Consider the following 21,922-nt stretch of genomic DNA (forward strand, 5'->3'; position numbering starts at 1 on the left):
CTCGCGCCGTCCGTTCTCATCGGGCGGCGCGAGCGGCTCCTTGGCGTTCGTGGAGGTCTGCCTGCTCGGCCGACTGTCGGTTCCGGTCAGTTCGGGCCGAAGGAGAGCCATGTTCCGGCGAGGCCCTGCTGTCCCGCCCCGGGAACGGACCAGTCGCAGACGCCGTAGGGGAAGATCGCCTTCAGTGTGCTCAACTGCCCGTCGGTTACCGGGACTTGATAGTCCTCAGGGGTCACGGGCCGCTTGCGGCACTTCACGATGTCGTTGGCCACATCGGCCCCGGCGACCATCCGAGGCGAGGTCCACACCGGGTAGAGCGTGTTGCATGCCGTAGTGCCGATGCCCTCCACCTGCGGCTCCTCGATCTTCTGCGCGCCGATGCCGCGTGTCCAGCAGGCATCCGTGAGCCCCGCCGGCCGATTCCGGGTGATCTTGTCGATGGGGGCGCCGTTCCCCGCGTCCCCCTTGATGGCGGTCAGCCACCGGTCCATGTCGGACACCATCCCGGCGAGCGTGAACCCGTGCCCGCTGGCGCGGGTCAGCATGACCTGGTTGGCGTGCGTGCCGTTGGCCTTGTCCAGCCGTGCCCGGGTGGAGAACGAGTGGAAACGCATATGCATGTCACCGGTCGCCGCGTCGTCCACGTAGTCGCGGTAGTCGATGATCGGCACGTTCGCGAGGCCGCCACCGCCGTTGAGCAGACGGCCCGTGCGATAGGCGAGCCGTACCGCCACGAGATCCGCGGCGGTACGCGCAGCGACCGGCTCGGCGTCGGAGCCGAGTCCGCCGATACGCCGGTTCAGGTCGATGAACTGGTCCATGTCGATGGTCTTGTCGTTCAGGGCCTGGAGCCCGTACTGGATCCCCGTGTTGTCCAGCGGCCTGCGCGCCTTCCCGGTCTCCGGGTCCTTGCCGTACACGTTCACGGTGTGGCTGTAGACGTCACAGCGCGCACCGCCCGGGTTGGCCGCGGGATCGTAACGCTGTTCCGTGGGCAGCTGGGCCGGGCAGTACACCGTCGGGTCGATCCGTCCGGCCGCCCTGGCCAGGCTGCCGATGCTCTCCCACTTCCCGAACCCGGAGACCGCCCGCTGCTGCTCCCGCGTGAACGCGTCGGGCGCGACCTGAGTGAAGTAGTGGTTCAGGAGCTGTGCGTCGCTGAGCGTCTGGACCGTCCCGAAGCCGACGTCGGGGAAGCTGCAACCGGAGAGGATGCCGTCGAGCAGCCCCGGGTAGTTGTCGGCGATCTGATGGGTCTGGTACGAGCCGCCGGAGCAGCCGTTGCCGATGGTGAAGGCTGGTTCGCCGTACGTCTCCACGAAGCGTTCCTTGACCATGCTCATGGTCTCGGCCGCCAGGACGTCGTTGCAGTTGTTGCCGAAGACGTTGAGGGAGGACGAGGCGACGCCGTACCCCTTGCTCAGATACGCGTCGTTCATGATGCCGACGGTGTTGCGGCCCTGGACGTACCAGCCGCCCGAACAGCCCCCGCCGAAGCCGTACACCAGACGACCGTTCCAGCCGGGACCGCGCTGCAGCGGGTCGGGGTCGGGGGACTGCGGATCGTGCAGTACGGCCGTCTCGTAGATGGCGCGGTTGATGGTGCCGGTCTCGACGCGGACGATGTACGGGACCTTCTCGCCGGTACTCGTCGTGGCGGTCGCGAGGTCGGCGGGCCGTACGGCCGGGTCGGGCAGGGGGACGAACGTGCGGGCCGTGGTGCGGTACATGTAGTCGACGCGGGTCCTGACCGAGCAGTCCTGGTCGAGCGGCGGCCCGAGGGAGACGCCGGTGATCGTCTTGAACTCGGCGGTGTCGCAGACGAACGGCTGCTCGTGCGGTCCGGAGAAGACCGGGCCGGTGACCGGGTGGTTCGTCAGGGTCAGCTGCCCGGATTCCGCTCCCGGGGCGCTTGCCGTGAGGAGGTTGTCACCCTGGGACAGGTCCTTGATCAGGCCTGTCAGCGTGTTGTCGCCGGAGGTCCTGAAGGCCGAGGTCACATCCCGGCCGCCCACCTCGACCCGTACCGTGCCGGCCGGTGTCGACGCGGGCACCCCGACGCGTATCAGGGCGTCGTCGCCCGAGACCGTGCCGGGCCGTGACGACAGGGCCGTCACCTGGAGCTGCCCGCCTTCCAGGCTGCTGGCCTGCGCCGTTGTCGCGCCGACGAGCAGGCCCATGATCGCCAGGCCGGCAAGGCCTCGCCTGACCGGTCTCGCGGCTCTTGTGAATGACACGACGGAACTCGCCTCACTTCGTGGAGTGGGAATGCGTGCACAGGATGCGAACAGGGGCCGGGGATGGGAGCAGGGGACGGAGATGTGAGCAGGGGACGGAGGTGCGAACAGGGCCCGGAGATGTGAGCAGGGGACGGAGGCGTGAACCGAGGCCGGAGAGATGAACAGCGCGGCCGGGGACATGAACAGGGGCCGAGGGACTACCAGTTGGTGAACGCGCCGTCCGATGTGCGCAGATGCGGCCGCTCGTCCGCCTTGGCCTGGTAGCGCCGTGCCGCCTCGCGGTCGATGTCGACCCCGATGCCGGGGAGTTCGCTCAGCTCCACCCGCCCCGGAGCGATCGTCGGCCGTGCGGTGAACAGGGCGGCGATCTCCGGATCGGGGTCCGTCTGGTGCTCCTGGATCGCCACGTTCGGGCAGGCCAGGTTGAGCTGGAGCGAGGAGGCGGCGGTGACCGGGCCGAGCGGGTTGTGGGTGGCGAGCTTGATGTGGTGGGCCTCCGCCATCGCCGCGATCTTCTTTGCCTCGGTGAGGCCGGCGGCGACCCCGACGTCCACCCGTGCGTAGTCGATCAGCTCATCCTCGATCAGGGTCCTGAACTCCCATTTGGAGCCGTACTGTTCGCCTGCCGCCAGAGGTACGCCGGTCCGCGCCCGCAGCATGCGGTAGCTGTCCGGGTTCTCGCAGCGCAGCGGGTCCTCGACGAAGTACGGGCGGGCCGCCTCGATCTCGCGGCACAGGGTCAGCGCCTCCGGCGGGTCCAGGCGGGTGTGGACGTCGAGGATCAGCTCCACCTCTTCGCCGACCGCGTCGCGTACCTGGTGGAAGAGGGTGACCGAGTCACGCAGACAGCGGCGGGCGTCGAGTGTGCCATCGGCGTCGTGCGGCGAGGCGAACCGCAGATGGCGCCAGCCCTCGGCGACCAGTTCGCGGCAGCGGTCCAGGAACCAGGCGCGGTCGTGGTAGCCGTCGCCGACATGGATGTACGCCGGTACGTGATCACGTACCCGGCCGCCGAGCAGTTCGTGGACCGGGACGCCGAGCGCCTTGCCGCGGATGTCCCAGAGGGCCACGTCCACGGCGGCGATGGCGGCGCCGAGTACGCGGTCGGCGGGGAAGAAGCCGCGCCGGAACATCACCTGCCACAGGTGCTCGATCCGTCGCGGGTCCTCGCCGACGATCAGCTCCGCGAGGTGCTCCAGGCCCCCGGCGACCGCCCGTTGACGGGACCGGATGCCGACCTCGCCCAGGCCGTGGATGCCCTCGTCGGTGTCGACGACGACCAGCATCATGCTGTCGCCGTGATCGGGGAGGGTCAGTACTTCCAGGCCGGTGATCTTCATTCCGCTCCTCTATGAAAACGTTCCCGCAACTTCGGCATCCTTCTCGCGAACGCATCATTGGTGGCGATCGATCCGAAGCGCAAGACCCTTGCAGCTACTGGGATTTCATCGAGGAACGGGTTCCGACGCACCTCTTGACACATCATGGAAACGTTCGCGAGCATCACGGCATTCGCAGGATCCAGATCATGAGGAGGCGGTCCGTGGCAGTCACGATCCGGGAGGTGGCGAGCGCCGCGGGGGTCTCGGTGTCGACGGTCTCCCGTGCGTTCACCGCACCCGACCAGGTGCAGCCGGCGACCCGGCAGCGGATCCTCGACGCCGCGGCCGAGCTCGGCTACTCCGCCAATCCGGCGGCCCGTTCACTGCGCGGCGGCGGCACCGGAACGCTCGGTCTGATCGTCCCGGACATCGCCAACCCGTTCTTCCCGCCGATCATCAAGGCGATGCAGGCCCGCGCCCGGCGCCAGGGCTACACGGTCCTGGTCGCCGACAGCGACGAGCGCGAGGCGGATGAACTGGCCACCATCGCGGCGGTGTCGAAGCGGGTCGACGGCCTGATCCTGTGGGCCTCCACCCTCACCGAGGAACGCCTCCACGAGCTGGCGGACCGGATGCCGCTGGTCGTGGTCAACCGCCATGTGCCGGGCATCCCCGAGGTCCGGATCTCCCTGACCGCCGGCATCTCGCAGGCCGCCGAACTGCTGAAGGCGTACGGTCATCGCCGCTGCGTCTTCGTCAACGCCTCGCGTGCCGAGCTGAGCCGCGGCAAGTCCATCCAGGAGTCCTTCGAGGCGCTCGACCTCTCGCTGACCGAACTCGGCCCGTACGAGCCGCGGTTCGAGACCGGAGTGCACGCCGCCACCCTGGTCTCCGCCCTGGAGGCGACGGCCGTGATCGCCCACAACGATCTGGTCGCCCTCGGCGTACTGCACCAGATGGCCAACCTCGGAGTGGGCGTGCCGGGCGACGTGAGCGTCATCGGCATCGACGACACACTGCTCGCGTCCGTCTCCACCCCCAGCCTCACCACCATCAGGATCGACCCCGAGGAGATCGCCACCCGTGCGGGAGACCTCCTGATCGAGACGATCGCCGGCTCAACGGGTCGTGGCGCAAAGGGACGTGATGCCACGCCTGGCTTCGTGGAGATCGGCTCCCGGCTGATCCCGCGCGCCTCGACGGGCCCCGCGCCCGCCCGCTGATCGACCGCGCACCCCGCAAGACGAGTCCGTCACCTCCCTCGCCGCACCGAGCCCACCCATGCCCTTCTCTGGAGCCGTCATGCCCAAAAACCTCCGCTGTGCCGCCATATTCGGTTGCACGGTGCTGACCGTGACCCTCGCGGGCTGTTCCTCCCTCACCCCGACCAGCGCCGACACCTCCGGCGATCTCGTCCTGCGGGTGCAGGGGATGCCCCCGGCCACCGACAAGCCGGGCCTCGCCCTCTTCAAACAGCAGGTCGCCGACTTCGAGAAGGCCCACCCCGGCATCAAGGTCAAGGGCTCCACCACGGTCTTCGACCCGCTGACCTTCTCCGCCAAGCTCTCCGGCGGCAGCATCGAGGACGTCATCAAGGTGCCGCTGACCGAGCCGCAGCGCCTCATCCGGCAGAAGCAGGTCCAGCCGATCACCGGGCAGCTCGAGGAGTGGCAGCACTTCGATGAGTTCAACCCGAAGGTGCTCCAGCAGCTCACCGACGACGGCGGTGATGTCTACGGCGTACCGCAGAACCCGTACGCCCAGGGCCTGGTCTACAACCGTGAGCTGTTCGAGCAGGCCGGTCTCGACCCCGACAAGCCGCCGGCCACCTGGGAGGAGGTCCGTACCGCCGCCGAGCAGATCAGCGAGAGGACCGGCAAGGCGGGCTTCGTCCACGAGTCCAAGGACAACCAGGGCGGCTGGCAGCTGACGATGCTCTCGTACGCCTTCGGCGGCGAGCTGCAGAAGCAGGAGGGCGGCAAGTACACCGCCACGCTCACCGGGGAGCCGACGAAGAAGGCGCTGCGGCTGCTGAAGGACATGCGCTGGAAGGACGACTCGCTCGGCAAGTCGCTGCTGGTCAACCAGAACGATGTGATCAAGCAGTTCGCGGCCGGACAGGTCGGCATGTTCATGGGCAGCCCGGGGACGTACCGCCTGGCGAAGATGCAGTTCGGCATGGAGAACACCGACGCCTTCGGGGCCGCCCCGATGCCGCAGTCCGGCGGCGACGCAACCCTCACCGGCGGCGATATCTACATGGTCCCGAAGTCCGCCGACAAGAAGCATGCGGCAGCGGCCGTCGAGTGGCTGACCTTCGCCTACGCCAAGCCGCAGTACAGCACCGAGATCGCCGCCGCCCAGGCCAAGGCGCTCTCGGCCGACCCGAAGTCCGCGGTGGGCGTACCGACCCTGCCGGTCTTCGACCAGAAGCGGCAGACCGCGATCAACGCCGCGATCAAGCCGTACGTGAACGTGAAACTGGACCACTTCAAGCCGTACGTCGACGGGCTCGCGACGCTGGAGCTGAAGCCGGAGCCGCCGTACCAGGCGCAGAAGCTGTACACCGCGCTTGATCCGGTGGTCCAGGCCGTGCTCACCCGGCGCGACGCCGACATCGACTCCCTCCTCGCCTCCGCGGAGAAGGACGTCAATGCGCAGCTCGCCGCGGACCAGAAGTAGCCCGCCGATGAGTCTGCTCACCGACTCCCGGAGTCCCGCCGCGGTGTCCAAGGAGCCCGTGCCGAAGGCGCCGCCGATGCGGCGCGGACGGGGCACCGGCGCCCGTAAACAGCTCACGGCCTGGCTGTTCCTCGTTCCCGCACTGCTCGTCTTCGGGCTCTTCGCCTGGTGGCCGATCGTGCGCAGCCTGCTGATCAGCTTCCAGCGCACCAACCTCGTGGAGCCGGCCGTCTGGGTCGGCCTGGACAACTTCCGGGCGCTCTTCGACGATCCGCTGCTCGCCACCGCCGTCGGGAACACCCTCTTCTTCGTGGCCCTCGGCCTGCTGATCGGCTTCCCGGCGCCACTGATCCTCGCCGCCGTCATGTCGACCGTGCGACGCGGCGCGGGCGTCTACCGCTTCCTCGTCTACCTGCCGGTCGTCATCCCGCCGGTCGTGGCGATCCTGCTCTGGAAATGGTTCTACGACCCCGGCAGCGGCCTCTTCAACAACATCCTCGGCAAGATCGGCCTCGGCCCGTACCCCTGGCTGGAGTCCTCCGACAGCGCCATGCTCTCGCTCGTCCTGGAAGCCACCTGGGCCGGAATGGGCGGCGCCGTCCTCATCTACCTCGCCGCCATGGTCTCCATCCCCGGCGAGCTCTACGAGGCCGCCGAGGTCGACGGCGCCGGCATCTGGCGTCGCATCTGGCATGTCATGCTGCCCCAACTCCGTCCCGTCATCGGCCTGTTGCTCCTCGTGCAGCTGGTCAACACGGTCCAGGTCTTCACCGAGCCGTACGTCTTCACCGGCGGCGGCCCCGACAACGCGACCCTCACGGTCCTGCTGCTGATCTTCCGTTACGCCTTCCAGGACGGTGCGTACGGCCAGGCCGCCGCCCTCTCCTTCCTGATGGTGCTCGCCCTCGCCCTGCTCTCCGCGGTGTATCTGCGGGCCACCCGCAGCTGGAGCACGTCATGACCACAGCACTCACCACGTTCGTCTCGACGAACGACCGGCAACGGCCCGGGGTCCGCGCCGCCGTGCGCTCCCTCCAGGTCTTCACCCTGATCCTGCTGCTGCTCATCGGCATCGGACCGCTGTACTGGATGTTCAAGGGCGCGGTCTCCCCGCCCACCGAGCTCACCACCCAGCCGCTCGCCCTGTGGCCGGACCGGCCTGCGCTCGGCAACTTCGCCACCGCGTACACCGACCTCAGCGTCGGCCGGTATCTGATGAACACCTTCCTGGTGGTCGGCGGATCGTGGTTCGTGCAGCTCTTCGTCTCGGCCACGGCGGGCTTCGCGCTCTCCGTGCTCCGCCCGAAGTTCGGCAAGGTCGTCTACGGCGCGATCCTGGCCACCATGTTCGTGCCGTACACGGTGAATATGGTCAGCCTCTTCATGACCGTGATCGACGTGCCGTTCCTGCACCTCAACCTGGGTGACACGTACTGGGCGATCTGGCTGCCCGCCGGCACCAACGCCTTCACGGTGCTGCTCGCCAAGCAGTTCTTCGACGCCCTGCCCAGGGAGCTGTTCGACGCGGCACGGGTCGACGGGGCGAGCACCCGGCAGCTGCTCACCAGGATCGTGCTGCCGATGAGCAAGCCGGTGCTCGCCGTGATCAGCCTGCTCGCGGTGATGCACTCCTGGAAGGACTTCATCTGGCCGCTGGTCGCCATCACCGACCCCGAGAAGCAGCCGATCAGTGTCGCGCTCGCGCAACTCGCCACGCAGGCCCCGCAGGACCAGCTGATCGCCGCGATGGTCCTCGCCGTGGCCCCGCCGGTCCTTGTCTTCGTCGTCTGCCAGAAGTACATCGTCGCCGGGCTCGGCTTCACCGGCGTCAAGGGCTGAGCCCCACCGCCACCCGGGCCAAGGGACGTCAAGGGCTGAGCCCCGACCCCACCCGGACCAACAGAAGGGCACCTCCATGTCAGTCGCCCGACGCAGAGTCATCCAGGGCACGGCCCTCACCGCGGGCGCCGCGCTGCTGCCCAACGTTCCCGCGTACGCGGCCGCGGAGCCGGTCACCGTCGAGGCCGCCGGCATCACACTGGTCGGCCGCAGCGACGGCAGCGTCCTCGTCCGGGACGGTGCGGGAACCGACCGGATCCTCCTCAGCCACTTCATGATCAAGGACTCCGCGCTCGGCCAGCAGCGCACCTTCGGCGGCAGCCCCGCCCTGATCACGCTCCCCGACGGACGGCCCGCGATCCAGGTCACGTACACGATGGGGACCAGCGCGCCCGGAGTCACCGTGCGCGGCATCTTCGACGTCACCGCGCGCAAGGCGCACCTGAAGTGGGAGGTCGCGGGCTCCGGCACGCTCACCCCGTCCGGGTTCCAGTTCTCCCGCACGGTGTACGGGGCGAGCGCGCCGGAGGCGTACGAAGCGCTGACCGTCTGGGAGCGGGACGCCCGGGGCGGCATCCCGTACGAGGTGAACGCGGGCGGTACGTACGTGGAGACGTGGGAAGGAGCGAAGGGCTTCTTCTGCCTTTCGTCCACCAACCCCGCCAGTACGAACGCCACATGGATCCATGCGCCAGGCACCTCGACCGGCGCGTCCACCGCCGTCACCGAGGCCGATCTGGTCCTCGGCGACCTGCGGCCGCGCGCGGCGGGCACGATCGCCGCCGGGCGGCCGCCCGGCCTGGAGGTGTGGCCCGACCAGGCCTTCAACCTCTACAAAGGGGCCCGGCGGGCGCTGCCGCGCCGGGGGCAGGTCGTCAACGGGTCGCAGGCCGCCAAGAAGGTGACCCTGACCTGGTGGGCAAGGGACTTCGCAGGCAAGAAGATCGGTGGCGGGACCCTCTGCGAGGACCTCGCGGCAGGCGCCGCCTGGAACGCCTCCTTCCCACTGACCTCGCCCTCGCAGAACATCGTGTTCACCGGTGTGGAGGCGGTCAGCGGCGCCGACCGGGCCATCGCCCGCACCAATCTGAGCGTGCTCCCGGAGTTCACGTACCAGGCCGGCAAGGAGTCGATGTTCGGCCTCGCCAACTACCCCTGGCTGCTCCGGCCCGACAAGGAAGCCGTACTCGGCCTGGTCAAGACGCTCGGCATCAAGTGGATCCGGATCGCCTACGAGGGCGCCCCCGGTATCGACATCGCGACCCTTGACGCCAACGGCATCGGCCACAACGTGCAGCTCAGCGGCATCCCCGTAGGCGGCAGCCCCGAGCAGATCGCCGCCTGGGCCGACACCAACGTCGCCAAGGCCCTCGCCGCCGACGCCGCGTATTTCGAGGTCAGCAACGAGGTCAACCAGCCCTGGATGTCCGGCCGTGGCGCCGACGCCTACGTCCGCGACGGCCTGCGCCAGGTCACCACCCGCCTCGCCGCGGCCGGCTCCACGATGAAGGTCATGAACGCCGGCCTCGGCGGCATGGACCACATCTGGACCAAGAACTTCCACGACGCGGGCGGCTGGGACCTCATCGACGTCTTCGCCTTCCACCCCGGCCGCGGCAACTTCACGCCCGACTTCGCGCCGCCGCCCGAGGAGTGGACCCAGGGCTCGTCCGGCACGTACTGGAACTTCCTCGGCGCCCTGCGCAAGGCGCGGCAGGTCATGGCGGAGTACGGCGGAGACAAGGAACTCTGGATCACCGAGGCGTACGCGCCCACCCGCCCCAACGTGTGGTGGAGCGACACCTACCGGCACGCCGCCGAGAACACGCTGCTCTCGCTCGCCCTCGCCAAGTCGGAGAAGGTGCGCGCCGTCAACTGGTACCAGCTGCACGACTCGGTCATCCACCACCCGCAGGAGGCCGACCCGGCCAACCCCGAGTACCACTACGGCCTGATGAACCGCGACACGAGCGCCAAGCCGTCGCTGCTCGCCTTCGCGACCGCCGCCCGGGTCCTGGACCAGGCCGAGTTCGTCCGTCATCTCGCCTTCTCGGACCAGGACATCAAGGGCCTTCTCTTCACCACTCCCGACGGCCCGCTGTCGGTCATCTGGAGCCGTAAGGACGGTTACGTCCTCAACTCCGCACACGGTGACGATCTTTGGTACGCGTCGCCGGAGCCGTGGGTCGACACCTGGACGACCAGGACCCAGGTCGTGGCCGAAGCGGCCGCAGGCACCGTGCGCGAGCTCAACTGCATAGGTCAGGAACGCTCACTGAACGCCTCCGGCGGCAAGGTCACACTCACCGTCGACGGCGCCCCGCGCATCTACTACGGTCTCTCCGCCGATCCCGACCGCAAGCCCGGAACCAGGGGACGCACCGCATGAGGAACGAAACCGCACGGCATGACATCACCGTCGTCGGCGGCGGCCTGGCCGGGGTCTGCGCGGCCATCGCCGCGGCCCGCCTCGGCCGGACCGTCGCGCTGATCAACAACAGGCCGGTACTCGGCGGCAATTCGAGCAGCGAGGTCCGCGTCTGGGTGTGCGGCGCGACCGGCCATGGCAAGAACCACAACGCCCGCGAGGGCGGCATCATGGGCGAGTTGCTCGTGGAGAACCAGTACCGCAACCCGGACGGGAACCCGTACTACTGGGACGCCGTGGTCCTGGACGCGGTACGTGCCGAGCCCGGCATCACGCTCTACCTCAACACCGATGTGCGCGAGGTGGCGGCCGAAGGCCCGGACGACGACAGGCGGATCACCTCGGTCACCGGCTGGATGATGGGCTCCGAGCGGCGGATCCGCTTCGAGAGCCCCGTCTTCCTCGACTGCACCGGAGACGGCCTGATCGGCCACCTCGCGGGCGCCCGCCACCGCATCGGCCGTGAGGCGCGGAACGAATTCGACGAGGCGTGGGCCCCGGAGTCGGCCGACGGCATCACTCTCGGGTCCACGCTGCTCTTCTACACGAAGGACGCCGGGCGTCCGGTGAAGTTCGTGCCGCCGGACTTCGCCAAGGACATCGGCACCACCTCCATCCCGCAGCGGCGGATCATCAAGGCGGGGGACAACGGGTGTGCGTACTGGTGGATCGAGTTCGGCGGAGAGCTGGACACGGTGCACGACAACGAGCGGATCCGGGACGAGCTGTGGTCCGTGATCTACGGGATCTGGGATCACATCAAGAATTCGGGCGAGTTCGACGCGGCGAACATGACCCTGGAGTGGGTGGGGTCGGTGCCCGGGAAGCGGGAGTACCGGCGGTTTCTCGGTGACTACGTGCTGCACCAGGGGGACATTCTCGGGCAGACGGAGTTCGCCGACCGGGTTGCCTTCGGCGGCTGGTCGATCGATCTGCATCCGCCGCAGGGCATGTACGCCACCGAGTCGGGAGCCCGGCAGCTCTACGCGGACGGGATCTACCACATCCCGTACCGCAGCCTGTACTCGGTGAACACCGGGAATCTGCTGTTCGCCGGGCGGAACATCTCCGCCAGTCATGTCGCGTTCGGCTCGACCCGGGTCATGGCGACCTGCGCCACGATCGGGCAGGCGGCCGGCACGGCGGCGGCGCTGTGTGCCGCAGGGGAGGTCGCGCCGCGCGAGCTCTCCGTACCCGAGCTGCAGCGGGTGCTGCTGCGTCAGGACGCCTCGCTCATCGGGCTGGCTTCGACGGACCCGGAGGACCTGGCGCTGCGGGCGACCGCCAGCGCGTCATCCGCCCTGTCCTGTCTGGCGGTCGAGGACTCCGGAGAGCTGTGGCCGCTCGCGGCGGACGCCGGACTCGTCCTTCCCGTCGACCCGGACCTCACCGGCCTTGAACTCCTGGTCGACGCCGACCGTGAGACCGAGCTCGTGATCGACCTGTACGACCCCGAACTCGGCCAGAACTACGTCCCGCGCCGCCTCGTCACCACCACCACGCTGCCGGTCGCCGCAGGCCGCCGGCAATGGCTCAAGACCGGCCTCGACTGGTCCCCGGACACCCCGCGCAACGCCTTCCTCGTCCTGCGCGCGAATGACGCGGTCACCCTGCACCGCGCCGACCGGCCGGCCCCCGGCGTCCTGTGCTTCACGCGAGTCCCGCTGCGTCCGCAGGACGAATCCCCGCAGCTCCTTCGCGAGTGGACGGACGCCGGTCTGCTGCGCCGTACCTTCTGCTTCCGTACGGGGGAGACGGCGGCGTACGCCCCGGCCAAGGCCGTCGACGGCTACGCCCGCCCGTACGCGGGACCGCATATGTGGGTCTCCGCATCCTTGGCGGACGATCCCTCGCCCTGGCTCTCGCTCACCTGGCCCGAACCGGTCACCCTGGGCCGTATCGAGGTCATCGCCGACGACGACGTCAACGAGGACCTGATCAACCTGCACCACCACCGCACCCCCTTCGACACCCTCCCCACCCTCCTGTGCGACTACCGCGTCGAGGCGCGGGACGCGGACGGCACCTGGCGCGTGATCGCCCGCGCGGATCGCAACCGGCGACGCCGCCGGTCGCACAGGCCGTCGGAGCCGGTCACCACGTCGGCCGTCCGGATCGTCGTCGAAGCGACCAACGGCACGGACTCGGCGCACCTCGTCGCCGTACGCGCCTACGCGGCGGGGGAGTGACGGCGCGATGGTTGCGAGAGTCCTTGTCACCGGGGCCGCAGGACGGATCGGGCGAGCGGTCCTCACGCTGCTGGCCGAACGCGGGTTCGCGGCGAACGCCCTGGTCCTCGACGACCCCGGTGACCTGCCGGCCCGCCTGGTCGTGACCGGCGACGCGGCCGATGCGCAGACCGTACGGGCGGCCCTGGAGGGCGCCGACGCGGTCATCCACCTGGCCGCGATCCCAACTCCCGAACGCAACACCGCGGTCGAGGTCTTCACGGCCAACAGCCTGACCACCTTCACCGTCCTCGAGGAGGCCGGCCGGGCCGGGATCCGGCACGTGGCACTGGCGAGCTCGTGGTGTGTCACCGGTCTGCCCTGGACCGCGGCCGAGAACCCGCATCCGCCGTACGTTCCGGTCGACGAGGCGATGGAGTCCCAGGTCGACGACGCCTACGGCCTGTCCAAACAGGTCGACGAGCTGACCGCGCGGATGATGGCGCGACGGCACGGCATGAGCGTGGTGTGCCTGCGCTATCCGTACGTGGGCGGCTTCGAGGAACGGCTGCTCGCGCACGCCGCCCGGCTCACGGCGGACCCGGCCGCCGGCGCCAGGGACCTGTGGACGTACCTCGAGGTCCACGACGCGGCGAGAGCGGCCCTGCTCGCGCTGGGCGTGCGGGGCAGCGGCGCGCACGCGGTGCACCTCTGCGCCCCCGAGATCATCGTCCCCTACCCGACGGAGGAACTGCTGCGCCGCTACCACCCCGGCACGGTGCTGCGCCGCCCGCTGCCGGGCCGCGCGGCCCCGGTCGACACCTCGGCGGCGCGCAGGCTCCTGGGGTTCACGGCCAGGAATCTTGTCGACCTCGAGGCCGTCGACAAGGGTCACTGACCTGATGCATTCCCTGTGGGCGCGTCCGCGCTCCCTCACTCCAGAGGGAGTGCGGACCCGTGCTCGCGCGGCGGCCGGGGGCCCTGGATCCGTCGCTCGTCCGCCCGGATCGGGACGTCGTTGATGCTCGCCTCGCGGCGGCGCATCAGGCCGTGGGCGTCGAACTCCCACAGTTCGTTGCCGTACGAGCGCCAGTGTCCGCCGGACGCGTCGCGCCACTCGTACTGGAAACGTACGGCGATCCGGTCGTCGCCGAAGGACCACAGCTCCTTGCGCAGCGCGTAGTCGAGTTCGCGGTCCCATTTCGCGGCGAGGAAGGCGCGGATCCCGTCCCTGCCCGTCACGAAGGAGTCGCGGTTGCGCCAGACCGAGTCCGGCGTGTAGGCGAGCGCGACGCGGTCGGGGTCGCGGGTGTTCCACGCGTCCTCGGCTGCCTGCACCTTGGCGAGGGCGTCCGCCTCGGTGAACGGCGGGACCGGCGGCCGCAGTCGGGTGTCCTGAGGTGAGATCATTGCGACCACTGCGAGTTCTCGATGACGGTCACGAAGTCGGTGCGTACGAAGCCCGGTGAGAAGTGGGCGAGGACATCGGCCTTGACGTTGCCGAACGCGGTGTCGGGGCGGTGCGCGATGCCCTCGGTGAACGCCGCCAGGATCCGGCGCTTGAAGTCGGGGCGCGGATGCGCGGCCACGACCGCGTCCCGCTGCTCCTGCGTGGTCTCGTCGAACCCGAGCCCCAGGACGTCGACTTCGACGCCCGCGGTGACCAGGGCCACCTCCGGCTCCATGTGGTACGGGATCTCCGGGGTCGTGTGCAGCGCGATGGCCGTCCATGCGGTCCTGGCCCGCTCGGGTGCCAGGCCGTGCCGCAGCAGGAAGTCGCGGGCCGCGTCGGCGCCGTCGATCTCGAAGCGCCGCTCGGACGTGGCGTACTTCGGCGTCAGCCCCACATCGTGGAACAGGGCTGCCACGTAAAGGAGTTCGGGGTCGAAGTCCAGGCCGCGGCGGCGGCCGCGCAGGGCGCCGAAGAGGTAGACGCGGCGTGAATGGTCGTAGAGCAGGGTGCTCGCGGTGTCGCGGACCAGTTCGGTCGCCTCCCTGGCGAGCACGCTGTCGGGGATCTCGATATCGGCGATACGTGGGGTCACGGTGGTCACGGTCGGCTCCTTGGCGGGTGCTGCGGTCGAGGCAGGGGGTGTGGTGCCGTTGCTGCGATGCCTTCAGCCTGCCGCCCAGGCATGCCGCCGCACCATGTCCATCTGGACAGGAATCCCACACATATGGACAAGGCGCGGCGCTAGCCTGGGGGTATGAGCACCCGTGAGCGCCCCCTACCCCGCACCGTTGCCGTACTCGCGTACGAGGGTGTGCGGTTGCTCGACGTCACGGCGCCGTTGGAGGTGTTCAGCACGGCGGCCGGTCTGGGCGCCCGCTACGAGGTGGCCCTGCTGTCCCCGGACGGCGGCCCCGTCACCACCTCCGCCGGGACCCGGCTGCTCACGGACCCGGTCGGTCAACTGGCCGGGCGCGTCCACACGTTGATCGTGCCGGGCTCCCCGGGACTTCCGCAGCGGCTGCCGGCCGGTCTGCTCGACGCCGTCCGGACCTTGCACTCGGCTTCCTGGCGCACCACGTCCGTGTGCACCGGCGCCTTCGCGCTCGCCGAGGCGGGACTGCTGCGCGGGCGGCGCGCCACCACGCACTGGCGGCACACGACGACGCTGACGCGCCGCCACCCCGACATCGACGTGGACGGTGACGCGATCTTCGTACGGGACGGGCGGATCTACACCTCGGCGGGCGTGAGCGCGGGACTCGATCTCGCCCTGGCTCTCGTCGAGGCCGACGAAGGGCCCGATCTGGCCCGTGAAGTCGCCCGCGATCTGGTGGTCTTCCTCCAACGCCCGGGCGGGCAGTCGCAGTTCTCCGTGGCCGCGCGCACCCCGACGCCGCGGCACGGCACCCTGACCGCACTCCTCAGATCCATCGCCGCGGACCCGGCCGCCGACCACTCCCTGCCGGAACTCGCCCGCCGGGCCGGCCTCAGCGCCCGCCATCTCACGCGGCTCTTCAACGAGGAGATCGGTGACACACCCGGCGGCTACGTCGAGTCGGTCCGCCTCGAAGCCGCGCGGACCCTCCTCGACGCGGGCGAGACGGTCACCGCCACGGCCCGCCTCAGCGGCCTCGGCAGCGACGAGACCCTGCGCCGGGTGTTCCTGCGCCACTTGGGCGTGACGCCCTCGGCGTACCGCGCGCGATTCCGTACGACGACACCCGGCGGGTCCCGGGGGAGCCGGGTCACCGGGGAGTCGTAGCGCGGCAGCTCCTCGCAGTTCCTGGGCGGGGTCGGCGCGGGTTCACGGCCGCTCGCGCGCCCTGCGCCGTCCCACACCTGGAACTCACGGGCCCGCCACGCCGCCACCTCAACAACACCCTGCGATCGTGGGCACATCTGCCGGTACGCGTCCGCAGTGCGAGTTGACCGCAGAGCCGCTCCACCCGCCCACCGAAAGGATCTTTCTCCATGCCACAGCACGTACGGGGCGTCATCGCCCGCGCCAAAGGCGAACCGGTACGCATCGAGACCATCGTCGTCCCCGACCCGGGCCCGGGTGAGGCCGTGGTGAAGGTGCAGGCGTGCGGCGTCTGCCACACCGATCTGCACTACCGCGAGGGCGGCATCAACGACGAGTTCCCCTTCCTCCTCGGACACGAGGCGGCCGGGATCGTCGAACAGGTCGGTCCTGGTGTGACCGATGTGGCCCCCGGCGATTTCGTGATCCTCAACTGGCGTGCGGTGTGCGGCACGTGCCGTGCCTGCCGGCGCGGTCGCCCGCAGTACTGCTTCGACACGCACAACGCGCGGCAGAAGATGACGCTCGCCGAGGACGGCACCGAGCTGTCGCCCGCCCTCGGTATCGGCGCCTTCGCCGAGAAGACCCTCGTGGCCGCGGGCCAGTGCACCAAGGTCGACCCGGCCGCGTCCCCGGCCGCCGCGGGGCTGCTCGGCTGCGGTGTGATGGCGGGCATCGGCGCCGCGATCAACACCGGGGGAGTGGGCCGCGGCGACTCCGTGGCCGTCATCGGCTGCGGCGGAGTCGGCGCCGCGGCCGTGGCCGGCGCACGTCTGGCGGGCGCGGCGCGGATCATCGCCGTCGACCTCGACGACCGCAAGCTGAGCACGGCCCGCGAGCTCGGCGCGACCCACACGGTCAACTCCCGTACGAGCGACCCGGTCGAGACGATCCGCGAGCTGACCGACGGCTTCGGCGCCGATGTCGTCATCGAGGCGGTCGGCCGCCCCGAGACGTATGAACAGGCCTTCTACGCAAGGGATCTGGCGGGCACCGTGGTCCTGGTCGGCGTGCCCACGCCGGAGATGCGGATCGACCTGCCGCTGCTCGACGTCTTCGGACGCGGCGGCTCCCTCAAGTCCTCCTGGTACGGCGACTGCCTGCCCTCCCGCGACTTCCCGCTGCTCATCGACCTGTACCGGCAGGGGCGCCTGGACCTCGACGCCTTCGTCAGCGAGACCATCGCCCTTGACGGGGTCGAGGAGGCCTTCGCCCGTATGCACAAGGGAGATGTCCTGCGCTCGGTGGTGATCCTCTGATGGCGGGTGTACGGGTCGAACGTGTCGTCACCTCGGGCGTGTTCGCGCTCGACGGCGGCAGCTGGGAGGTCGACAACAACGTCTGGATCATCGGCGACGACCACGAGGCGGTGGTGATCGACGCGGCCCACGACGCCGGGGCCATCATCGCCGCGCTGGGTGAACGCCGGCTCACCGCGATCGTCTGCACCCACGCGCACAATGACCACATCAACGCGGCTCCCGCGCTCGCCGAGGCGACCGGCGCACCGATCCTGCTCCACCTGGACGACCGCGTGCTGTGGAAGCAGACCCATCAGGACCGCGAACCCGACAGCTATCTCTCCGACAACCAGCGCATCGAGGTGGCCGGTACCGAGCTGCAGGTGCTGCACACCCCCGGCCACGCCCCGGGAGCGATCAGCCTGTATCTGCCGCAGCTCGCCATGGTGTTCACCGGCGACACGCTGTTCGCGGGCGGCCCCGGAGCCACCGGGCGCTCGTTCTCGAACTTCCCGACGATCATCCGCTCCATCCGGGACCGGCTCCTGACCCTGCCCGCCACGACCGTCGTGCGCACCGGGCACGGCGAGGACACCACCATCGGTGACGAGGCGCCCCACTTGGAGGAATGGATCGCGCGCGGGCACTGAACCGCGTCGGCACGGAACCGCGTCGGCACGGAATCGCGTCGGCACGGAATCGCGTCGGCACGGAATCGCGTCGGCACTGAAGCGGTGCAACGCCGGGATGCAAAACATCAGTGGCGTGTCCATCCGTGCCGACACCCATATCCGGTCACTGTCCCGGGGTGGCAGGATGGCTGGTTTGCGGCGGCACCGGTGGGCTGACACCGGTGCCGCCGGGGCCCAGAGGTCCTGAGCAGTGGTGAGGGGGGCCGGGCTGTGCCCGCTCCACGGATGAGTACGACACCCCTGCCGGGGATCGGTGTCCGCTACGACCTGACCACCCGCGCACACCATCACCTGTCGGTGGTCGCACACCGCGACGGCACCCGGACCGTGAACGTCTACCACGGCGACGACCCCGACGCCTGCGCCCAGGCAGTGCACCTGACGGGTGCGGAGACCGCGGCCGTGATCGACGCCCTGATGCCCGCGCACCACAGCCCGAACCTGCTGCACACCACCGATCTCGGCCTGGTGGCCGAGCGCATGGAGGTGTCGGCCCACTCGCACTGGAACGGTCGTGTCCTCGGCGACACACGGCTGCGTACGGAGACCGGTGTGTCCGTCGTCGCCGTGCTGCGCCGGGCCGAGGCGATCCCCTCGCCGACGCCCGACTTCCGGCTCGCCGGCGGGGACACCCTCATCGTCATCGGTACGCGCGAAGGCGTGGACGCGGCCGCTTCGATACTCGGACGTGACTGAGCCCCATGCACTCTGCTGTCTTTCTCATAGAGTTCGGCGCGATCATCCTGGGCCTCGGTCTGCTCGGCAGGCTCGCCGGGCGGCTGCAGTTCTCCCCGATTCCGCTCTACCTCCTGGCCGGTCTGGCCTTCGGCGAAGGAGGCCTGCTGCCGCTCGGCGCGAGCGAGGAGTTCGTGGCCATCGGCGCCGAGATCGGCGTCATCCTGCTCCTGTTGATGCTGGGCCTGGAGTACACCGCCAGTGACCTCGTATCGAATCTGAAGACCCAGTACCCGGCCGGACTCGTCGACTTCTCGCTCAACGCACTGCCGGGCGCGGCCGCGGCCCTGCTGCTCGGCTGGGGGCCGGTGGCCGCGGTGGTCCTCGCCGGCGTCACCTGGATCTCCTCGTCCGGCGTGATCGCGAAGGTGCTCGGCGACCTGGGCCGCCTCGGCAACCGCGAGACGCCGGTGATCCTCAGCATCCTGGTTCTCGAAGACCTCGCGATGGCCGTCTATCTGCCCATCATCACCGCCCTGTTGGCGGGCGTGAGCCTCGCCGTCGGCGCCGTCACACTCGGGATCGCCCTGGGGGTCGCGGGGGCCGTCCTCTTCATCGCCCTGCGGTACGGGCGGCTCATCTCGCGCTTCGTCTCCAGCGACGACCCCGAGAAGCTGCTCCTGGTCGTGCTCGGCCTGACGCTCCTGGTGGCGGGCATCGCGCAGCAGCTGCAGGTCTCGGCGGCGGTCGGCGCGTTCCTGGTGGGCATCGCGCTGTCGGGCGAGGTCGCCGAGGGCACCCATGCGCTGCTCTCGCCGCTGCGGGATCTGTTCGCGGCGGTGTTCTTCGTCTTCTTCGGCCTGCACACGGATCCGGCGAGCATCCCGCCGGTGCTGCTGCCCGCACTCGTCCTCGCCGTGGTCACCACCTGTACGAAGATCGCCACCGGCTACTGGGCCGCCAAGCGCGCGGGCATCGCCGTCAAGGGACGCTGGCGGGCGGGCGGCACACTGGTGGCCCGCGGCGAGTTCTCGATCGTGATCGCCGGACTGGCCGTCACGGCCGGAATCGAACCGCAATTGGGGCCGCTCGCCACCGCGTACGTCCTGATCCTCGTCGTGATCGGCCCGTTGACCGCGCGCTACACACAGCCCCTGGCCGCACGCCTGACGAAGGACCGCACGCCTGCGGGACCGCCGCCGCCGAAGGTCCCGGCCGCCGTCGCACCCGCCGGCCCCGAGGCGGAACCGGCCGCGGATCACCGGGGGCAGGGGTAGGGCGGCTCGTGTCGTTGTTCTGGCGGATCTTCCTGCTGAACGCCGTGGTGCTGCTCACGGCCGCGGCGCTGCTGCTGCTCGGACCGGTCACGGTCTCCACCCCCGTGCTGCTCACCGAGGCCGTGATCGCCGTGGCCGGAGTGGTGGTGATGCTGGCCGCCAACGCGGTGCTGTTCCGTCTCGGCCTCGCCCCGCTGCAGCGGCTCACGCGGGCGATGACCACGACGGATCTGCTGCGGCCCGGCAGGCGCCTCGAGGTCTCCGGCACAGGCGGGATCGCCGGCCTCATCGTCACGTTCAACACCATGCTCGACCGGCTCGAGGCCGAACGCGCGGCCAGCAGCGCGCTCGCGCTCTCCGCGCAGGAGGCGGAACGGCGCCGTATCGCCCAGGAGTTGCACGACGAGGTCGGCCAGACCCTCACCGTCGTGCTCCTCGACCTGAAGCGGCTCGCCGACCAGGTCCCCGAGCCGCTGCGCGAGGATCTGCACCGCGTGCAGGAGACCACGCGGGCCGGTCTCGACGAGATCCGCGGGATCGCCCGGGGACTGCGGCCGGGCGTCCTCGACGAGCTCGGCCTGACCAGCGCACTCACCGCGCTCGCCCATGAGATCTCGGCCCCTTCCGGGCTCACGGTCCGGCGGGCGTACGCCCCGGACCTGCCCGCGCTCGGGGACCAGGCCGAACTCGTCCTGTACCGCGTGGCCCAGGAGAGCCTGACCAACGCGGCACGGCATGCCGGCGCGACCGAGGTCGACGTACGCCTGCTGCGTGAGGTGTACGGGGTGGAGCTCACCGTCGACGACAACGGCGGCGGCACGGGCGGGGCGCCGGAGGGATCCGGCATCCGCGGAATGCGTGAGCGCGCCCTGCTCATCGGTGCCGACCTGTCGATCGGCCCGGCACCCGGCGGCGGGACCCGCGTCCGGATGACCGTGCCGCCGGCGAAAGGAACCGCGTGACATGGACGGCGACCCGATCGTGCGCGAGACGCCCACCGACTCGTCCGTGGGCGAGGCGCACACCGCCCCGACCGCCCCGGGGCCCATCCGCGTCCTGCTCGCGGACGATCACGCGTTGGTACGGCGCGGGGTGCGGCTCATCCTCGACAGCGAACCGGACCTCGAAGTCGTGGCGGAAGCCGACAACGGTGCCGAAGCCGTGGCCATGGCGCGCACCCACCGTCCGGCCCTCGCCGTCCTGGACATCGCGATGCCTCGGATGACCGGACTGCAGGCCGCCCGTGAACTGGCCCGTACCCAGCCGGACCTGCGCATTCTGATGCTCACGATGTACGACAACGAGCAGTACTTCTTCGAGGCGCTCAAAGCCGGAGCCAGCGGCTACGTACCCAAGTCCGTCGCCGACCGTGACCTGGTGGACGCCTGCCGGGCGGCCATGCGAGGCGAACCCTTCCTCTACCCGGGAACCATGACCACCCTGATCCGCGACTACCTCCAGCGGGCGCGGAACGGCGAACCGCTTCCGGACCGGGCCGTGACGGAACGCGAGGAGGAAGTGCTCAAGCTCGTCGCCGAGGGCCACACCTCCAAGGAGATCGCCCGGCTCCTGTGCATCAGCGTGAAGACCGTCGAACGGCACCGCGCCAACATGCTGCAGAAACTCGGCCTGCGCGACCGCCTCGAACTCACCCGGTACGCCATCCGCACGGGCCTGATCGAGCCCTGACACGCCCGCGGCGGCTAGAGCCGCCGAGGGCGATTGGCACCCCTGGTGAGGGGCACTCGGCACACGAGGGTCACAACAAAGGGGCAGTGATGGAGATTTCAGGTCTGATCAGCGCCATCGTGATCGGCATCGTGATCGGCGTCATCGGACGCCTTGTGCTGCCCGGACGGCAGCGCATCGGCATTCTGTGGACGATCCTCGTCGGCATCGTCGCGGCCCTGATCGGCACAGCCATCGCGGGCGGGCTCGGAGTGGCGGACACCGACGGGGTGGACTGGGGCGAGTGGCTCATCCAGATCGCTCTGGCGGCCCTGGGTGTCGCGGCTATCGACCGGGTCAAGCTGCGTCGGCGCTGACGTCGCGCAGAAGGCCCTGACGTCGCGCGGAAGCGGCTGACGTCATGGAGCAGGCGCTG

The 21,922-nt window shown here is 69.9% G+C and carries 19 protein-coding genes; 15 read left to right on the forward strand and 4 right to left on the reverse strand.

From position 1 onward, the window contains the following. Positions 1-86: 86 nt before the first annotated feature. Positions 87-2,180, reverse strand: coding sequence for a DUF6351 family protein (locus JAO81_RS17965; RefSeq protein ID WP_233415534.1), 2,094 nt, complete (start codon positions 2,178-2,180; stop codon positions 87-89). A gap of 257 nt (positions 2,181-2,437) precedes the next feature. Continuing rightward, positions 2,438-3,580 (reverse strand): mandelate racemase/muconate lactonizing enzyme family protein, encoded by a 1,143-nt coding sequence (locus JAO81_RS17970; protein WP_199548873.1) that lies wholly within the window; start codon positions 3,578-3,580, stop codon positions 2,438-2,440. Positions 3,581-3,783: 203 nt separating this feature from the next. Here JAO81_RS17970 and JAO81_RS17975 point away from each other — a divergent pair, with 203 nt between their 5' ends. From JAO81_RS17975 to JAO81_RS18005, 7 genes are all read left to right on the forward strand, one after another. Further along, a complete protein-coding gene (locus tag JAO81_RS17975; protein ID WP_307813451.1) occupies positions 3,784-4,785 on the forward strand; it encodes a LacI family DNA-binding transcriptional regulator in 1,002 nt (333 codons plus the stop codon). A 121-nt stretch (positions 4,786-4,906) separates the two neighbouring features. After that, entirely contained in the window at positions 4,907-6,244 is a 1,338-nt protein-coding gene (locus tag JAO81_RS17980) for an extracellular solute-binding protein (protein ID WP_199548875.1), read from the forward strand. A 7-nt stretch (positions 6,245-6,251) separates the two neighbouring features. Next, on the forward strand, positions 6,252-7,205 hold the full coding sequence (locus JAO81_RS17985; RefSeq protein WP_199548876.1) for a carbohydrate ABC transporter permease: 954 nt from the start codon (positions 6,252-6,254) through the stop codon (positions 7,203-7,205). Beyond that, positions 7,202-8,083: a carbohydrate ABC transporter permease gene (locus JAO81_RS17990; RefSeq protein WP_199548877.1), complete on the forward strand. Its 882-nt coding sequence runs from the start codon at positions 7,202-7,204 to the stop codon at positions 8,081-8,083. Before JAO81_RS17985 ends, JAO81_RS17990 begins: the two co-directional genes overlap by 4 nt. 76 nt (positions 8,084-8,159) lie before the next feature. Then, positions 8,160-10,472 (forward strand): hypothetical protein, encoded by a 2,313-nt coding sequence (locus tag JAO81_RS17995; protein WP_199548878.1) that lies wholly within the window; start codon positions 8,160-8,162, stop codon positions 10,470-10,472. Then, positions 10,469-12,700, forward strand: a complete 2,232-nt coding sequence (locus tag JAO81_RS18000; RefSeq protein WP_199548879.1) for an FAD-dependent oxidoreductase — start codon at positions 10,469-10,471, stop codon at positions 12,698-12,700. The genes JAO81_RS17995 and JAO81_RS18000 overlap by 4 nt, the downstream gene beginning before the upstream one ends. Before the next feature lie 7 nt (positions 12,701-12,707). Beyond that, the gene (locus tag JAO81_RS18005) at positions 12,708-13,577 is read left to right on the forward strand and encodes an NAD(P)-dependent oxidoreductase (RefSeq protein WP_199548880.1); all 870 of its coding nucleotides are present in this window, start codon (positions 12,708-12,710) and stop codon (positions 13,575-13,577) included. A gap of 35 nt (positions 13,578-13,612) precedes the next feature. Here the strand turns inward: JAO81_RS18005 and JAO81_RS18010 are convergent, their stop codons facing one another. Both JAO81_RS18010 and JAO81_RS18015 read right to left on the reverse strand, forming a co-directional pair. After that, positions 13,613-14,089 carry a nuclear transport factor 2 family protein gene (locus tag JAO81_RS18010; protein WP_199548881.1) on the reverse strand — a complete coding sequence of 159 codons (477 nt, stop codon included), beginning with the start codon at positions 14,087-14,089 and terminating at the stop codon, positions 13,613-13,615. Then, positions 14,086-14,724: an HD domain-containing protein gene (locus JAO81_RS18015; protein ID WP_199548905.1), complete on the reverse strand. Its 639-nt coding sequence runs from the start codon at positions 14,722-14,724 to the stop codon at positions 14,086-14,088. The genes JAO81_RS18010 and JAO81_RS18015 overlap by 4 nt, the downstream gene beginning before the upstream one ends. Before the next feature lie 162 nt (positions 14,725-14,886). Here JAO81_RS18015 and JAO81_RS18020 point away from each other — a divergent pair, with 162 nt between their 5' ends. The 8 genes from JAO81_RS18020 to JAO81_RS18055 all read left to right on the forward strand — a co-directional run bounded on the left by JAO81_RS18020 (position 14,887) and on the right by JAO81_RS18055 (position 21,863). Beyond that, positions 14,887-15,894, forward strand: coding sequence for a GlxA family transcriptional regulator (locus JAO81_RS18020; RefSeq protein WP_199548882.1), 1,008 nt, complete (start codon positions 14,887-14,889; stop codon positions 15,892-15,894). A 209-nt stretch (positions 15,895-16,103) separates the two neighbouring features. Next, the gene (locus tag JAO81_RS18025; protein ID WP_199548883.1) at positions 16,104-17,192 is read left to right on the forward strand and encodes an S-(hydroxymethyl)mycothiol dehydrogenase; all 1,089 of its coding nucleotides are present in this window, start codon (positions 16,104-16,106) and stop codon (positions 17,190-17,192) included. Further along, the gene (locus JAO81_RS18030; RefSeq protein WP_199548884.1) at positions 17,192-17,824 is read left to right on the forward strand and encodes an MBL fold metallo-hydrolase; all 633 of its coding nucleotides are present in this window, start codon (positions 17,192-17,194) and stop codon (positions 17,822-17,824) included. Before JAO81_RS18025 ends, JAO81_RS18030 begins: the two co-directional genes overlap by 1 nt. 267 nt (positions 17,825-18,091) lie before the next feature. Then, the gene (locus JAO81_RS18035; protein WP_199548885.1) at positions 18,092-18,562 is read left to right on the forward strand and encodes a cation:proton antiporter regulatory subunit; all 471 of its coding nucleotides are present in this window, start codon (positions 18,092-18,094) and stop codon (positions 18,560-18,562) included. A 5-nt stretch (positions 18,563-18,567) separates the two neighbouring features. Beyond that, positions 18,568-19,818: a cation:proton antiporter gene (locus tag JAO81_RS18040; protein WP_199548886.1), complete on the forward strand. Its 1,251-nt coding sequence runs from the start codon at positions 18,568-18,570 to the stop codon at positions 19,816-19,818. An 8-nt stretch (positions 19,819-19,826) separates the two neighbouring features. Next, positions 19,827-20,780, forward strand: a complete 954-nt coding sequence (locus JAO81_RS18045) for a HAMP domain-containing sensor histidine kinase (protein WP_199548887.1) — start codon at positions 19,827-19,829, stop codon at positions 20,778-20,780. A gap of 1 nt (position 20,781) precedes the next feature. Next, positions 20,782-21,507 (forward strand): response regulator transcription factor, encoded by a 726-nt coding sequence (locus JAO81_RS18050; RefSeq protein WP_199548888.1) that lies wholly within the window; start codon positions 20,782-20,784, stop codon positions 21,505-21,507. An 89-nt stretch (positions 21,508-21,596) separates the two neighbouring features. Further along, positions 21,597-21,863, forward strand: a complete 267-nt coding sequence (locus tag JAO81_RS18055; protein ID WP_199548889.1) for a GlsB/YeaQ/YmgE family stress response membrane protein — start codon at positions 21,597-21,599, stop codon at positions 21,861-21,863. The last annotated feature ends 59 nt before the right edge of the window (positions 21,864-21,922 follow it).

It is taken from the genome of Streptomyces sp. N35, assembly GCF_016464295.1.
In the GTDB taxonomy this organism is placed as follows: domain Bacteria; phylum Actinomycetota; class Actinomycetes; order Streptomycetales; family Streptomycetaceae; genus Streptomyces.

Bases quoted from the DNA above. Each gene is read 5' to 3' on its own strand.
- JAO81_RS18030 (WP_199548884.1), top strand. From the start codon at position 17,192: ATGGCGGGTGTACGGGTCGAACGTGTCGTCACCTCGGGCGTGTTCGCG.
- JAO81_RS18005 (WP_199548880.1), top strand. From the start codon at position 12,708: ATGGTTGCGAGAGTCCTTGTCACCGGGGCCGCAGGACGGATCGGGCGA.
- JAO81_RS18055 (WP_199548889.1), top strand. From the start codon at position 21,597: ATGGAGATTTCAGGTCTGATCAGCGCCATCGTGATCGGCATCGTGATC.
- JAO81_RS18035 (WP_199548885.1), top strand. From the start codon at position 18,092: ATGAGTACGACACCCCTGCCGGGGATCGGTGTCCGCTACGACCTGACC.
- JAO81_RS17970 (WP_199548873.1), bottom strand. From the start codon at position 3,580: ATGAAGATCACCGGCCTGGAAGTACTGACCCTCCCCGATCACGGCGAC.
- JAO81_RS17995 (WP_199548878.1), top strand. From the start codon at position 8,160: ATGTCAGTCGCCCGACGCAGAGTCATCCAGGGCACGGCCCTCACCGCG.
- JAO81_RS17990 (WP_199548877.1), top strand. From the start codon at position 7,202: ATGACCACAGCACTCACCACGTTCGTCTCGACGAACGACCGGCAACGG.
- JAO81_RS18025 (WP_199548883.1), top strand. From the start codon at position 16,104: ATGCCACAGCACGTACGGGGCGTCATCGCCCGCGCCAAAGGCGAACCG.
- JAO81_RS18010 (WP_199548881.1), bottom strand. From the start codon at position 14,089: ATGATCTCACCTCAGGACACCCGACTGCGGCCGCCGGTCCCGCCGTTC.
- JAO81_RS18040 (WP_199548886.1), top strand. From the start codon at position 18,568: ATGCACTCTGCTGTCTTTCTCATAGAGTTCGGCGCGATCATCCTGGGC.
- JAO81_RS18000 (WP_199548879.1), top strand. From the start codon at position 10,469: ATGAGGAACGAAACCGCACGGCATGACATCACCGTCGTCGGCGGCGGC.
- JAO81_RS18050 (WP_199548888.1), top strand. From the start codon at position 20,782: ATGGACGGCGACCCGATCGTGCGCGAGACGCCCACCGACTCGTCCGTG.
- JAO81_RS17965 (WP_233415534.1), bottom strand. From the start codon at position 2,180: ATGGGCCTGCTCGTCGGCGCGACAACGGCGCAGGCCAGCAGCCTGGAA.
- JAO81_RS17985 (WP_199548876.1), top strand. From the start codon at position 6,252: ATGAGTCTGCTCACCGACTCCCGGAGTCCCGCCGCGGTGTCCAAGGAG.
- JAO81_RS18020 (WP_199548882.1), top strand. From the start codon at position 14,887: ATGAGCACCCGTGAGCGCCCCCTACCCCGCACCGTTGCCGTACTCGCG.